General features: G+C 46.1%; 7 protein-coding genes. 4 read left to right on the plus strand and 3 right to left on the minus strand.

Annotated features, from left to right (window positions below):
* The first annotated feature begins 77 nt into the window (after nucleotides 1–77).
* Both ABIO93_RS27340 and ABIO93_RS27345 read left to right on the plus strand, forming a co-directional pair.
* Nucleotides 78–3,608 (plus strand): TonB-dependent receptor, encoded by a 3,531-nt coding sequence (locus ABIO93_RS27340; protein ID WP_348073190.1) that lies wholly within the window; start codon nucleotides 78–80, stop codon nucleotides 3,606–3,608.
* A 17-nt stretch (nucleotides 3,609–3,625) separates the two neighbouring features.
* Nucleotides 3,626–5,524 carry a RagB/SusD family nutrient uptake outer membrane protein gene (locus ABIO93_RS27345; protein WP_348073191.1) on the plus strand — a complete coding sequence of 633 codons (1,899 nt, stop codon included), beginning with the start codon at nucleotides 3,626–3,628 and terminating at the stop codon, nucleotides 5,522–5,524.
* 51 nt (nucleotides 5,525–5,575) lie between these two features.
* Here ABIO93_RS27345 and ABIO93_RS27350 read toward each other — a convergent pair whose 3' ends face one another.
* Nucleotides 5,576–6,385, minus strand: a complete 810-nt coding sequence (locus ABIO93_RS27350; protein WP_348073262.1) for a sugar phosphate isomerase/epimerase — start codon at nucleotides 6,383–6,385, stop codon at nucleotides 5,576–5,578.
* Between the two features lie 728 nt (nucleotides 6,386–7,113).
* On the opposite strand from ABIO93_RS27350, the gene ABIO93_RS27355 reads away from it, so the two are divergent.
* Both ABIO93_RS27355 and ABIO93_RS27360 read left to right on the plus strand, forming a co-directional pair.
* The gene (locus ABIO93_RS27355; protein ID WP_348073192.1) at nucleotides 7,114–10,281 is read left to right on the plus strand and encodes a SusC/RagA family TonB-linked outer membrane protein; all 3,168 of its coding nucleotides are present in this window, start codon (nucleotides 7,114–7,116) and stop codon (nucleotides 10,279–10,281) included.
* Between the two features lie 34 nt (nucleotides 10,282–10,315).
* A complete protein-coding gene (locus ABIO93_RS27360) occupies nucleotides 10,316–11,956 on the plus strand; it encodes a RagB/SusD family nutrient uptake outer membrane protein (RefSeq protein WP_348073193.1) in 1,641 nt (546 codons plus the stop codon).
* 67 nt (nucleotides 11,957–12,023) lie between these two features.
* Here ABIO93_RS27360 and ABIO93_RS27365 read toward each other — a convergent pair whose 3' ends face one another.
* Entirely contained in the window at nucleotides 12,024–13,400 is a 1,377-nt protein-coding gene (locus ABIO93_RS27365; RefSeq protein WP_348073194.1) for a pitrilysin family protein, read from the minus strand.
* A 39-nt stretch (nucleotides 13,401–13,439) separates the two neighbouring features.
* Nucleotides 13,440–14,759, minus strand: a complete 1,320-nt coding sequence (locus tag ABIO93_RS27370; RefSeq protein WP_348073195.1) for a pitrilysin family protein — start codon at nucleotides 14,757–14,759, stop codon at nucleotides 13,440–13,442.
* Between the last annotated feature and the right edge of the window lie 85 nt (nucleotides 14,760–14,844).

Below are 14,844 nucleotides of genomic sequence, written 5' to 3' on the forward strand. Positions count from 1 at the left end.
ACGTCTCCCGATCAATTACACTTGCCGGCAAGCAAGTGAATCTTAACCATTGTAACAACAAAAGTCCACTCAAATTTATGAAAAAATTTGACCATTCAGGGTATTGCCCTTTGGGAGAATTACACCCGCAAAAACTGCTTAGAATAATGAAGCTGACGGCTCTTCTTTTATGGATCGGTATGATGAGCGTGCATGCGACGGGCTACTCCCAGAAGAGCAGGATGGATATCAGCATCCGAAACGGGAGCCTTAGCACGCTCTTCAAGCAAATACAGGAAAAAACCGATTACCGGATATTTTACGCGGATGACCTTTTTTCAGGAAAAGATCAGGGTAACCTTACACTTAACCTGAAAAATGAGACGGTACCGACAATCCTGAGCAAGGCATTGAAAGGTACTGACCTTACTTTCAAAATTATCGGAAGACAGATCGCGGTTTTCAAAAAGGAAGACGGTGCTGATTCGGGAAATACGAATGCACTTTTGCCGACAGCACCAGCGGAAGTGGTGATCAGGGAAATCACCGGTACCATTCAGGATGTGAAAGGTGTGGCGCTGCCCGGTGCGACCGTGATCGTAAAAGGCACCGACAAGGGTACTTCCACGGACGCCAATGGAAAGTTTACCATTGAAGCGGAACAGGGTGACGTGCTGGTAGTATCCTTTATCGGGTACCTCAGCAAGGAGCAGGTAGTAGGCGCGCAAACTTCGATCAGCATTCAATTGCAGGAAGATCTGGTTGGATTGGAAGAACTAGTGATCGTGGGGTATGGCGCTCAAAGAAAAGCAACCATTACCGGCTCCATTGCCACCATTACAACCGATGATTTGAAACAAAGCCCCACTGCGAGCATTACCAATGCATTGGCTGGCAGATTGCCGGGCGTGGATCGAAGTAATATTTTTATTCGTGGAACGGCGACTTACGGAAACCAATCTCCAATCGTCATCATTGACGGTTTGGAAAGAAGCATGGATTACCTGGCACCATCGGAAATCGAGACATTCACGATCCTGAAAGATGCGTCAGCCACCGCGCCGTATGGTGTGCGGGGCGCGAATGGTGTAATCCTTATTACAACGAGAAGAGGTAAGGTGCAGGACAAGGCTACTGTCAATTTCAAAGCCTCTATCGGAATAAATCAACCGGTGCAATTCCCCACTTACCTTGGCTCTGCGGATTATGCTATGCTATACAATGAAGCACGCAAAAACGACAATCCCGGCGTGGATCCGTCGACATTGAACCTGTTTTCTGAAACTGCCATTGCGGATTTTCGTAAAGCAAAAGGCGATAACTCGGACGGGCTGGGTTACAATTGGAATTACTTTGACTACGCTTTCAAGCCAGGCGTTCAGCATGATTACAGTTTATCTATTAGCGGTGGATCAGTAAGGGCCAGATATTTCGTTCTGGCCAATTACTTTCAACAGGATGGAAACTATAAACACACGAATCTCGGCCCGAATAACACGCAGGCTGTGTTCAAACGGTATAACTTCCGGTCTAATATTGACATTGACATTACCGATAATTTTTATGCAAAACTGGACATTGGCGCGAGGATCACGGACAGGAATGCACCTGGTACTACCGCCGCCCGCATTGTAGAACTGGCGAATACACAACCTTCCTATCTGCCGATCACAGTTGAGCAGAATGATGATCCGGCGAACAAAAGCTACCAAACCAACAACCCGCTGGGCGTGTTGTATGGCGATCAGATCTATCGTTTTAACATTCTTGGGGAGTTGAGCCGCACCGGTTTCTTGAATGATAAAAATACTTATCTCAATGGATCCTTTTCACTGGGTCACAAACTGAATTTTATCACCCAGGGCCTTTCTATCGATGGAATGTTCTCGTACGATGCAAACGATGGTGGCTGGATCAGGCGGGATGTGAGTACCTATTCAGAAGGTTACCGGGAGTATCCTGGTTACGCCACTTTCGTGCCCGAAGCTGGCAGTGACATTTATCGTACGCCAGGACATTACACAGGTGCCTATAAGTCTGGTAACAAGTATGACATTGACCAGACCATTAGCAACCGGTTTGACAAAAAAGACTCAGAAAGCAGGTCGTATGTGCAGGCGAAGCTGGACTATATGCGGAATTTCGGTTTGCACGACGTGACCGGAATGGTTCTCTTTAATCGTTCAAAAAGAATCATCAACAATCAGGTGCCGTTTAGCTACCAGGGCGTTACAGCGCGGGCTACTTACGGTTATGATGATCGTTATCTTTTTGAGTTCAATGCGGCTTATAATGGTTCTGAAAACTTCGCCAAAGGGAAACGCTACGGATTTTTTCCATCGGTTTCGGCGGGTTGGGTAGTATCCAAAGAGAAATTTTTAACCGGTGCCCAAAGTTGGCTGAACAGCTTGAAAATCAGAGGATCTTACGGGTTGGTAGGTAGCGACCGCATTCCGAATGATAAGCGCTTTATCTATCTCCAATATTTCAGCGGCAGGGATGGAGACTACAATTTTGGAACGGATAATTTCGGCTCAGGTGCCGGCGGATTCCTTTTCGAAGGTGACCTGGCCAATCCGAACCTTACCTGGGAGAAAGCCAGAAAAACCAACATTGGTATAGATGCGACCTTTCTGAAACACCTTACCGTAACCATTGACCTGTTTCATGAGCACCGCTATGACATCATCACCGATATGAGCGGTGGTAACAAACTGGGATTTTCGGACATCGTCGGCAAAGATGCGCCGTACATCAATTCCGGCATTGTGAACAACAAAGGGTTTGACCTGGAAGTAGGCTGGTCGGGCAGTATCGGTAAAAATGCGACCTATTTTATCAGACCGAATGTCAGTTTTGCGCGGAACAATATCGTGTCCATGAACGAAATTCCTTACGCTTTTGCAGGACGAGCCAACACGGGAAAAAGGATAGGGGAGCATTTCACTTACATCTACGATCATTTTGTGTCCAATCAGGAAGAAGCCGACGCGCTGAATGCGATGAACAATGGCAGCGGTTTCCAGTCGTGGGGTACGTTGCGGCCGGGTGATGTAGTTTATAAAGATCTCAATGGAGACGGAAAAATTGACGATCTGGGTGACCGTACCAACAGCGGTAACCCTAGAAATCCGGAAGTGATGTTTGGGTTGCCGGTAGGTGGAAGATACAAAAACTTCGATTTTAGTATGTTGTTTCAGGGAGCGGCGAGAGCGTCAGTACAATTATCCGGCGCGGCAGTTTACGATTTCCCATTGTTTAATCAGGATAAATATGGAAAAGTAAAACCCATGCACCTGAACCGCTGGACACCCGAAACTGCTGAAACCGCCACTTATCCTGCACTGCACTTCGGCGATCACAGCAACAACAAGAATGGGAGTAGCAGCCTGTTTTTATATAACTCCAAATATGTACGTCTGAAAACGGTGGAGCTGGGTTATAATTTACCAAAAGCAACCATCAAAAAGATAGGTATCGACCAGGTGCGTTTTTATGTGCAGGGACTAAATATGCTGACCTGGGATGGCCTCAAAAAGGTAGACATGGATCCCGAAACCAAGGAAGGGACAGGTGACTGGTACCCGATCCAGAAGGTTGTGAATTTTGGTGTTGATATCTCATTCTGATTAAAAACCTGATAATTATGAAGATCCAAAAAATATATACGATCGCATTCTTTTCAATGCTTGCAATGATTTCCGGCTGCAAGCAAGATTTCCTGGACCGAAAACCGGATGATCAGATCGATCAGGAACAGGTTTTTACCCGGTACAATAAAACCAATCAGCTGATTACGGACCTGTACGACAATGCCAAAGGCTCCAATAGTCCGCTCGTTTTCTTCTCACACTTTTCCACAGCGCCGGTAACCGACGAGGCAGAAGGTTCTACGGCTGAGGGAAGCCTTACCAATAAATTCAATACCGGCGACTGGAATTCCAATGCCATGCCCGACCGCAGCAGCCGCGGGCAGTACTGGTGGGATTTATACGCCAGGATCAGGAAGGCCAATGTGATATTGGGCGGCGTCAAAAAGTATAATACGCCCGACAATCCATTGCAAGCGGGTGATTTGGCCAAAAGATTGGGAGAAACCTATTTCCTGAGAGCTTATTTCCATTTTCTGGCTGCCAGAATGTATGGTGAAGTTGTTTACGTGACCAGAACTATCAATCCTAGCGACCCGATGGATTTCAAACAAGAGTCTTTCCACGCGATTGCAGAAAAAATAGTACAGGACTGCGACTCCGCGATGGCATTAGTGCCGGCAAGCTGGGGTGGGTCGGATTTTGGCCGGGTAGACAAAGGTGCTTGCCTGGGCTTGAAGGCAATGGTCGCATGGATGGCAGCCACGCCAATGTGGAACGGAGGTACATTACCCGGCGACACGCGGATTTTCGCAGCTGAATATGCCTACAATGCTTCCCGGTGGACAAAAGCGAAGGATGCAGCCAAAGCGGTAATTGATTTTAAAGTCGATGGGCGTCAGCGTTACAGCCTGTACCAGGGCCACGACGCGTCCGATTTTAGGGACGATGCGGGTGTCGATAACAATAATTCAAAGGTGCCGGCGCGGTTGTGGGACTTATATCACAATATGGAAGCATTTCAGAATGAGGCTGTTTTCCTGGTAACCAGAGATAAAGACAACAACTGGCAGGGAGATATTTATCCACCCAGCTGGGGCGGAAGCTCGCGTCAGATGCCGGTTCAGGAGCAGGTGGATGAATACGAATACATTGCGCCAAATGGGTTCGGGTATCCTGTATATGGTACCAGAGCAAAAACGGACGGTTATGATGATTCCAATCCATACGAAAGCGTCAAAAGAGATCCGCGCTTTTACCGGGACATTGTTTACCATGGCTCTACATTCAAAGGTAAAGTGATTAACACTGCCACGGGTTCTGATAAAGTGGGCGCTACTAACTCTACGACAACCGGCTATTTTTTACGTAAAATCCTGAGAGAATCGTGGAACCGTGATAAGAGCTTTTCGATCAGCGGCCCACCTGTTTGGCGGCTTCCGGAGTTCATCTATATTTATTGTGAAGCTGTGAATGAGACCGCCGGGCCTACTGCGGAAATCTACGATATGCTCAATGTGGTCAGAAAAAGATCATTCATGGCGCCCATTCCGGTTGAAGCGAAAACGAACAAAGCCTTAATGGACGAGTACATTAAAAGGGAAAGAAGGGTAGAGCTTTTCTACGAAAACAACAGGATTTGGTCATCGCGATTGTACCTCGAACCGAGCTCAGCGAAGGAAATGGCAAAGGAGCAAACCTGGCAGGGAGCCGGCACGAGCAATGATAAGCGGTCACAGGTAGCATGGCCATATCCGAAAGCACAGCGGATGATCAATGGCATGAAGCCCGTAGAAGACCCAAATGGTAAAATTCTGGTTGACGGCAAGAAATATAAAATGCAGCGGTATTGGATAGAAAGCCGCGTTTTTGTTGCGCCAAGGCACTATTTGTTCCCGATCATGCAGGATGAGTTGCAGAAAACCCCGACGTTGAAGCAGAATCCGGGTTGGTAGTTTAAAAAAAAGACTTGGTAAGTCTGTCAGACTTGCCAAGTCTCTCTTGTTTTACTCCTTCACACTCTTAACAAAAGCAACAGTCTGAGGGATTTGTTTCAAATACGACGGGCTTTCATCTTCGATGAAATAATGCACGATACCGACCTTTTTAGCGGCTTTCAAAACGGCAGGAATGTCAATCGAGCCGGTTCCCAATGCTACGTCGTTGGTTGTCGGCGTACCTCCTGACAGGTTTCCTTCCACTCCTTTACGTAAGTCTTTCAAGTGCATCAGTTTCCAGCGGGTAGGATATTTTAACAACAGTTTCGCAGGATCTTGTCCGGGGAAAGCTGTCCATAGTACATCCATTTCGAAGCTTACATATTCAGGATTTGTATTTTTTACAATATAATCGAACAGTGTACCGTCCTCGTAGGGCTCGAATTCATAACCATGGTTGTGATAGGTGAAGGTGATACCAGCTTCCTTTAATTCTTTACCTACCTTATTGAAGTCCGCCACTGCTTGTTTTGCAGTAGCGAGATCAAATGCACCTTTGTGAGGGATCCAGGGGACCATTACAAAAGTGGCACCAAGAATTTTGCAGTTTTTGATCGTTTCTGCGGTGCTTTCACTGATCAGCTTATAATCGGCACCGATAGATACCATTTTAATGCCGCGCTTGTCGAGTTGCTTACGCAGCTCCTCGGTCGTCATGCCCTTGATCGGCCCGCCTTCCAATTCGGTCACACCCAGCGATTTAATAGTATCCAGGGTCGCCTCAATTCCTTTTCCCCAGCTGCCGCGGAAGGTGTATGCTTGCAAGCCTATTGGCTTCGTGTATACCGGCTTACCCTGCCCAAAACTTTGAAAAGACATCAAAGTACCCAGAGCAAAATAAACCATCTTAGTTACTTTCTTCATTATAAAAGATTGTTAAAAATTGGATAAAAGTTTCCAGCAAAAGCACCGCATCGTGCTAAACCTACTGATACTGTGTAAACCTGAACGTATAGCTAAAGGCGGACATGGTAGTAAATAACCACTATGTGTTTTTAACGTTTATAGGTAGCGTTTATATTTTGTTAGGGAAATAATCATTTTTGCCAGCAACAGGAAGATCGAAAAAGTAAATACGATGAGCAGATAGTGATATAAGATGGTGATACCTTGTAGCTTATTAACTACGAAAAATTGCCGATTTCGATCATTTAACTATTTGAAAGTAAGGTTATAGTAGTCCACATAGGCAGAGGTTTCTGGAAATCAGGAAAACGCGGAGATATTTCTCAGATCATTTTATAATGGAGTTATAGAATATTAACAAGAATCTTTATTTGTTGAATTAATAATATTTTTTAAAAACAAAAAAGCGGACACAAATCGCGGGCAGAATGAAGATTTGCAGGTAGCGTTACCGAAGAATTATTAATCAGAATAATATTCTTTTAAAGATTGATTTTTACAAATAATATTTTCTATTATAAAACTATTAAATACTATTATGTAACCATAATTACAATAAATCAGTAGTTTGTATCGGTATTGTAAATGAATATATTTGTTTAGAGGCAAACCTCGATACCAAACCTAACTATTACTTACTAATGAAGAAAATTCTACTGCTGGGCACCCTGCTGGTGTGCTGCTGCTCGTCATTGCTATGGGCACAGGAAAAATTCGTAACAGGTACAGTCACCGCCGCAGATGATGCATCCCCGATCCCGGGCGTGAACGTCGTGGTAGCCGGAACTAACAACGGTGTAATTACAGACATCGACGGGAAGTACAAAATTGGCGTACCGGACCACGGAAAGTTAATTTTTAGTTTTGTCGGAATGATCTCTCAGGAAATCACATTTGAGAGTCTGAGCGTCATGGATGTAAAGCTGGTATCGGATGCCAGGATTTTGAGCGAGGTGGTCGTCACGGGTAGTGGGGTAGCTACTACCAAAGCCAAGCTCGGTATTTCCGTGGAAACGATTTCTGGTAAAAATCTGCCGCAAACGCCTTCTGCGTCGGTCGATCAGGCACTGGTCGGGAAAATCCCGGGAGCGCAGATCACTAGTGGGAATGGAACGCCGGGTGCTGGGGTTAACATTTTACTACGGGGTATCAACTCTGTGAACCGCGGTACGTCGCCAATGATCCTGATCGATGGTATCCAGATGGTATCGACGGACCTTAGCGCAATCGACCTTAACACCATTGAAAGGATTGAGGTTGTACAGGGTGCCGCTTCCGCTTCCATTTATGGGGCTCAGGGAGCAAACGGGGTTATCCAGCTTTTTACCAAAAGAGGGAAAAACGGTGTGCTGAGTATCGATTTTTCATCTTCGATTACGAATAACACTTATTTGAACGTAGGTGGAATGGCGAAGTCCCAGTTTCACGGCTACAATACTGATGCAAGCAATAACATCATTGGCTCTTCGGGCGCTCCGATTACCATTGACCCGCTGACCGGCCTGTATTCCGAAAACGTGATCTGGAACAGTACGGACCCGCTCAACAAAACGGATAAGCCTTACAATGCGAATCTTGCCTATCATGATCACTTCAAAGAGTTTTTCGTTCCTGCCAATACCTACAACAATAGTGTTTCCCTTTCGGGAGGCAGCGAAAAATTCGATTTTAGTGCTTCTGCCTCCAATAACCATCAGAAATCAAACTTCCTCAATAATGGTTCGAACGACAGGAGCAACCTCACATCGAACCTGGGCGTTCAGCTGGCCAAGGGATTAAAGCTTCGGAGCACCACGCAGCTGATTTATACTAAAAATACGGTGAACGGCAATAACATTTACTCGATTTTCAACAGTCGCGCGTTTGTTGATTACGATTTCAAACTACCCGACGGGAGCCCTATCAACAGGTTGGGGGATGCGGCAGGTGTGAACGGTAGTAACCCGATTTACGCTCAGCATTATTCTAGTAGTGACGATAAGAGAGTTGATATCATTCAAAATTTCAATCTTAATTACAAAGTCAATAAATATCTCGAATTGGATGCGAAGTATGGGCTGAACTACCGCAGGGAAGATTATGTCTTCACCGCACAGAACCAGTCCAATAACGCTAACTCTGTCGCAGCTTCGACCTGGGTTGGTTCCGCAATCAGCCCCGATAATACCGGCGGTATCGATAAATATACCTATGCCAAAACATTCCAGAACTTTCTGGGTACCGCATTCCTCTATACCAATTTTCAGGACGACTTCGGTTGGAACATCCCCATTACAACATCTACCCAGGTTTCTTTTGACTACCGTAACCAAAAACAGACGTTTTACGGTGCATCAGCAGCCGGATTGCCCTCTTATACGCCGTTTACAAGCACCCAGGGAACTTCTTTCAAAGTTACTCAGGACTACACCGAGCCATTTATTACCTATGGATACTTGGTTAACCAAAAAATCGAATATGGCGAACTTTTTGGTGTGGCCGGCGGATTCCGGAGCGATTATTCGTCTGCATTCGGCGGTGGCTCTAAGCCATTCACTTTCCCAAGAGGCGATGTTTATTTGAGAATGTCCTCATTTGACTTCTGGAAAGGCGGGGCCCTTGCAGACCGTTTGCCTGAATTCAAACTTCGTGCCGCTTACGGTGAAGCAGGTATCCAGCCCAATCCTTTTGACCGTTACGTTACGTTGAACACGAAAGTTCTGGGATCAAGTAATGCCTTCTATTTTGACCCAAACCAAAACAACCCTGATCTGGGCGTAGAGGTGTCCAAAGAGCTTGAAATCGGGACGGACCTTACATTCAATGTCATGCCAAGCGGAAATTGGCTGAATGATGTCCGTTTGTCGGGAACTTACTGGAAACGTACCACGGATAATGCGATATGGAACATTGATGTTGCACCTACTTCCGGTTCAGGAACATTAAAGACCAATGCGTTTTCACTAGGCTCGCACGGCTTGCAGGCTTCGTTGAACGCGGCGATTTACCATGGAAAAAATTTCACATGGAACCTGACGACCAACTTTACAAAGCAGACTTCGAAGATCAACTCTGTGGTAGGCGACCAGGAGATTGTTATTATTTCCAATGCAGGAAGTACCAACTATGTGCTTCGCAAGGATGAAAAAATAGGGCAGCTTTATGGCCATAGGATGATCCACAGCCTGGACGCGGTTAAGCCGGACGGAACACCATTTCTGACAGAAGCTGAAAAAGGAAACTACACGCTGGCCAGCAACGGATATGTGGTGGACAAGGCTACGAAATTCCCTTACGTGACGCCTGATAAATATAGTTTCGGCGATCCTAACCCAAAGTTCAATATATCGTTTATCAATGATGTCACATTCAAGAAGTTCCTGACTTTCGGGTTTCAACTGGATTGGATTCAAGGAAGCCACCTTTACAACCAAACCAAGGAATGGATGTATCGTGACGGGATTCATGCCGACTACTCTAAACCATTTACGATTGATGGTGAAACCGGTGCGTGGACTGCATTTTACAGAGGAGTGTATGCGGCGGTTACCAGAAATGGTACCAAAGATTACTTCTACGAAGATGCTTCTTTCCTGCGCCTGAGAAATATTTCCCTCGGTGTGGATTTCGCGAAACTGACCACGATCAAAGGATTTAGAAAACTGCAGTTGGTATTTTCCGGACGTAACCTGTTTACCCTGACCAAATACACCGGCATGGACCCGGAAATCGTATCGGGGGCCAACAACTCTGCCTGGGACCGTGGAACTGACCACAGCAGTATGCCGAACTACAAATCATACCAGGTCTCTCTCAATTTCGGCTTCTAAAAAAACCATTCATTGTATTCTAAAGGATTAAAATATGAAAAAGATAAAAATACTGTCGATGTTGATGCTGCTGGGATTCATGCTTTCCTGCAAGGATCAGTTGGACGTTAAAAACCCGAATCAGCCAACCACCGGAAGCGCTAATTCAGAGTCCGGCCTGATCAACCTGGCCCAGGGTGCAATCTATGTAAATGGCTTCCTGACCGTGAAGTATGGCGGTTTTTATGGCGGATTTTTCGGAGACCCCTTTGGCTATCACGAAATTATGGGAGATAATGTAGGTGCTGAAGCGGCCAATCAGCGGTTGAACGAAATCGGGGTGGCTAATTATGTGGTTCTCGATAACGGCACCAAAGTGATGAACCCTAACTCTCCGAAGCTGCAACCGGACATGCTCCGGCAGGTCAACATTAACGCGAATGCGAGCGATAACCCGCTATACTACGAGTGGGCGTACATGTATAGCCTCAACAGCGGGGCCAATAACGTTTTGGCGCTGGTGGATGCAACCACATTTACGGGCGATGCTGAAAGTAAAAAGAATGCTCTGAAAGCCTGGGCGTACTGGTGGAAGGGTTATGCCTATTCCCGTATCGGCTCTGTTTATTATGCGGGCATTATCAATGACGCGGCGGTTGGGACCAATGCTGTTTTCGTGAGTAAAGAGGCGATTATTGCGGAATCCAATGCAAATTTTGACAAGGCGGCGGCGGCATTGAGCGCTATCAGCAATGTAGGTGATTACTCGGCCATCATTGGCAAGATTATCCCCGCATTTTTTCAGGTTGGCAAAGGCGGGATACTGACACCGGATATGTGGAAGAGGAACATTAATTCCATGAAGGCCCGTAACCTGTTGGTAAACACAACTGTGAAAGCCATGACCCCGGCACAGTGGACATCGATTATTGCACTTGCGAAAGACGGTGTTACAGCTACCGATTTTGTATTTACAGCCAGGTCCAATGAAACCAGTGATTTCATTTCGGCTACGGGAAGCACGCCTTCTGCGCTCACTGCCGGCACCACCAAAACCAGTAACTTCAAAGTAAGCGAACGCCTGATACAGGATTTTAAAGTTGGCGACAAACGGCTGGAGAATAATTTTGCGATAGAAACCAATCCGTGGATCGGGAATAATGACCGGGGGAATATCTTCAATACCCGCTATGGTTTGATTGATGGCGGCAAAGGCCTCGCAGGTGTTGTTGTTTTAGGGAGCAAAAAGGTGGGCGAGTATGAATTTTATATGGCGACTACTTACGAGGAAAACCAGCTTACATTGGCAGAAGCGCTGATCAATACCGGAGATATCGAGGGTGGCCTGAAAATAATTGATGCCATCCGTACCCTTCAGGGTGCAGGCCTGGCTGCCGTTGCGGGAAAAGGACTTGCGTTAGCAGCTGCGAAAGAAGAATTGAGAAGTGAGAGAAGAGTGGTTTTGCCATTCAGGGGCCTCGCCTTTTTCGACGCCAGGCGTTGGGGGATTATTGACGATGTAACGAGCGGTGGAGGCAGAAAAGGCGCAGTAGTGGTTGACAAAGCGGGTGTGGTGAGCAAGAACGCGACCATTAACTACAACTTCCTGGATTACTGGGATGTACCCGCCAATGAGCTTGCCTACAACAAGGCGGGAGAGGGAAGCGTGGCTGTTCAGAACCCGAAAGGATTATAGTCATGTAAAATTTGCGTGTGTAATGGATAAACCGGGTGGGATCTGTTCCTGCCCGGTTTATTGTATTTTAAAAACCGTCCGCCTTGATCTGCTTTTCGGTGATCTCGCCATACTTTTTCACCTGCTCCCGGATCTCGTTCGCCTTGCCGATCAGCACGAATTGCAATTTGTCTTTTGGAAAATAATTCGAAATGATCTCCTTTGCCTGAGCAGTCGTCAAACCATCGACTTTGGCCTGAAATGTATTGATGAAATTTTCGTCGAAGTTGTAAACATGCATATCAGTGAGGAGCCTTGCAAGTGCACCAGCAGATTCGTACGCAGGCGGGAAACTGCCCTTTACGTATGCTTTGGCAGACGACAAAATCTCTTCATTGATGCCGCTCTTGTGCAGACTATCCAATACCTGCAACGCCATGTCCAGAGCAGGTACTGTCGTCGAATTCTTGGTAAATGTGCTGATCGCGAAAGTTCCGGCGAATTTGTATCGCGCAAAACTGCTTCTTGCACCATAAGTAAGTCCTGAATTGACGCGTAATGCATCATTCAGCCAGGAAGTAAAGCGGCCGCCGAGAATGGTATTGATTACCAAAACAGGTACGTAATCTGTTGAATTATAATCGATTCCTTTACCGCCGATGACGAAAGTAGTTTCTCTTGCGTCAGGTTTATCAACTAGCAGGACGCGGCTTTTGTCAAAATCCAGGTTAGGAGCAACCCGTTTTACCATCCGGTAGGGTGCTGTTTTCCAGGTACCAAAAAGCGCTGTCACTTTCTTCTTCATATCCGCAGTTTTGAAATCACCCACTATGGCAATCGCGCCGCGTCCGGATGTGTAATTGCCTTCATAAAAGGCCTTTGCGTCGGTTGCTAAGAGTTTTTCAATGGTGGAGGGAATACCGTCGCCCGGCGTTGCATAAGGAAAATCCTTGAACATGAATGCATTCAAATAGTTGTTGATCACAGCGCGCGGACTTTCTTTTTGTCTCACAAGATCCTGAACAGTACGCTGCTTGTGTTTGTCAAATTCCGTTTTGTCAAACACAGGATGCATGAGTACCTGCTGGATAATGTCAAACAGTTTTTCCTGGTCTTTCACGGCAAACGAAGATGTAATACCTGCCATATCCTTGCCTGCATAGGTATTAATGCTGGCACCGACAAAATCGGTCATTTCTTCGATTTGCGGCTTGGTGTATTTTTCAGTGCCGAAAAGCAATGCGTCGGCTGTAATGCTGGCGAGCCCGTAACGGTCACCATCATTGATAGAACCTGCGTCAAAAACAGCTGATACGTTGATCAGCGGAACTTCGTGCTGCTCCATCAGGTAAATGGTCAGACCGTTTTTGAGTTTGAATTTCTCGTAGACAGGTACCTTAAAATTGTTTTGCGCCGAGGCCGAAAGTGTGATCAGTCCCAAAAGCACAAATAGTATCTTTTTCATATATCAAAATTTATGAATGAATGTCAGTGAAGTTTCAGGCTATTTCGATTTCTCTGGCAGGAGATAGCCCACAGTACGGTTGCGATCGGTCAGGTACTTCGCAGCAACCCGCTTGATATCCTCCACGGTGACTTTTTTGTACAAATCCGGCGCTTCGAACATCTTTTTATAATCTCCAAAAAACACATCATAACTGCCCAGACTATTGGCCTTCCCGTTAATGGTTTCCAGCGAATGGTAAAATTCCATCAGCTTCTGATTTTTTACTTTTTGAAGTTCCTCATCCTTCACGCCGTCTTTGATCACCATGCCGATCTGATTGTCAATGGCTTTTTCCAGGTCCGGGGCGGAGACGTTGCTTCCGGCAATGGCAAAGATCACAAACAGACTAGGGTCGAAACTTTGGTCTGTGAAGCTGGATACATTGGTTGCCAGTGTAGAATCCATGACCAGCGACTTAGTAAGCCGGGACGAATTGCCGGAAGTAAGCAAGCTGCTTAGCAGGTCGAGGGCATAGTAATCTTCGTGCTTGGTTTCCGGAACATGGTAGGCCATGAGAATATTCGGTGTGGCAATGTCCTTATATGCATTAACCCTTCTTTCCCCATTCTGCGGAGGCTCCACGGTCCTGATTTTAGGAGGTAACCCACGGGCAGGAATAGGTGCCATGTATTGATCGGCCAGTTTTTTTACCTGATCGAAAGTGACATCGCCTACCACTACCACGGTGGCATTATTCGGCGAATAGTAAGTTTTGAAATAGTTTTCCAAATCTTGCTGCGTCCAGCTTTTAATGTCGGATTCGAAGCCGATCACTGGCAGCATATAGGGATGTTCCTGAAACGCTACCGATTGTACGAGCTCGCCTATGAGGCGGTAATTACTATTTTCCAGACCGGTACTGCGCTCGGAAAGTACCACGCCGCGCTCGCTTTCCACCATTTTCGGATCAATGGACAGGCTGGCGATGCGATCGGATTCGAGTTTGAAAATCGGTTCCAATGCGTCTTTTTGAAACCAGTCGGTGTAAACCGTTACGTTTTCAGTGGTATATGCATTGTTGGAGCCGCCATTGGCTTCCATAAAACGGTCAAATTCTTTCGGGCCGAAGTTTTTGGAACCATTGAACATCATATGCTCGAAAAAATGGGAGAGTCCGGTAATACCGTGCACCTCATTCCTGGAACCGACTTTCCAGAACAGGTACATATTCGCATTAGGAATGGATTTGTCTTCGAGCACCAGAAATTTCATTCCATTGGCCAATGTGAAAGATTTTACATCCTCCGGTTTGGTTTGAGCAAAAGACGTCCCGAAACCGGCCATAACGGCAACGGTTAGCAGTATTTTCTTTATCATTTGGTTATGCTTAGTTAATTGATGTGTAATGATAGCAAACGGATTTAAATCTATCCACTATTTTTGGCTCTTCAATATCCTAAAT

The sequence above is a fragment of the Dyadobacter sp. genome, assembly GCF_039919315.1.
Lineage (GTDB): Bacteria > Bacteroidota > Bacteroidia > Cytophagales > Spirosomataceae > Dyadobacter.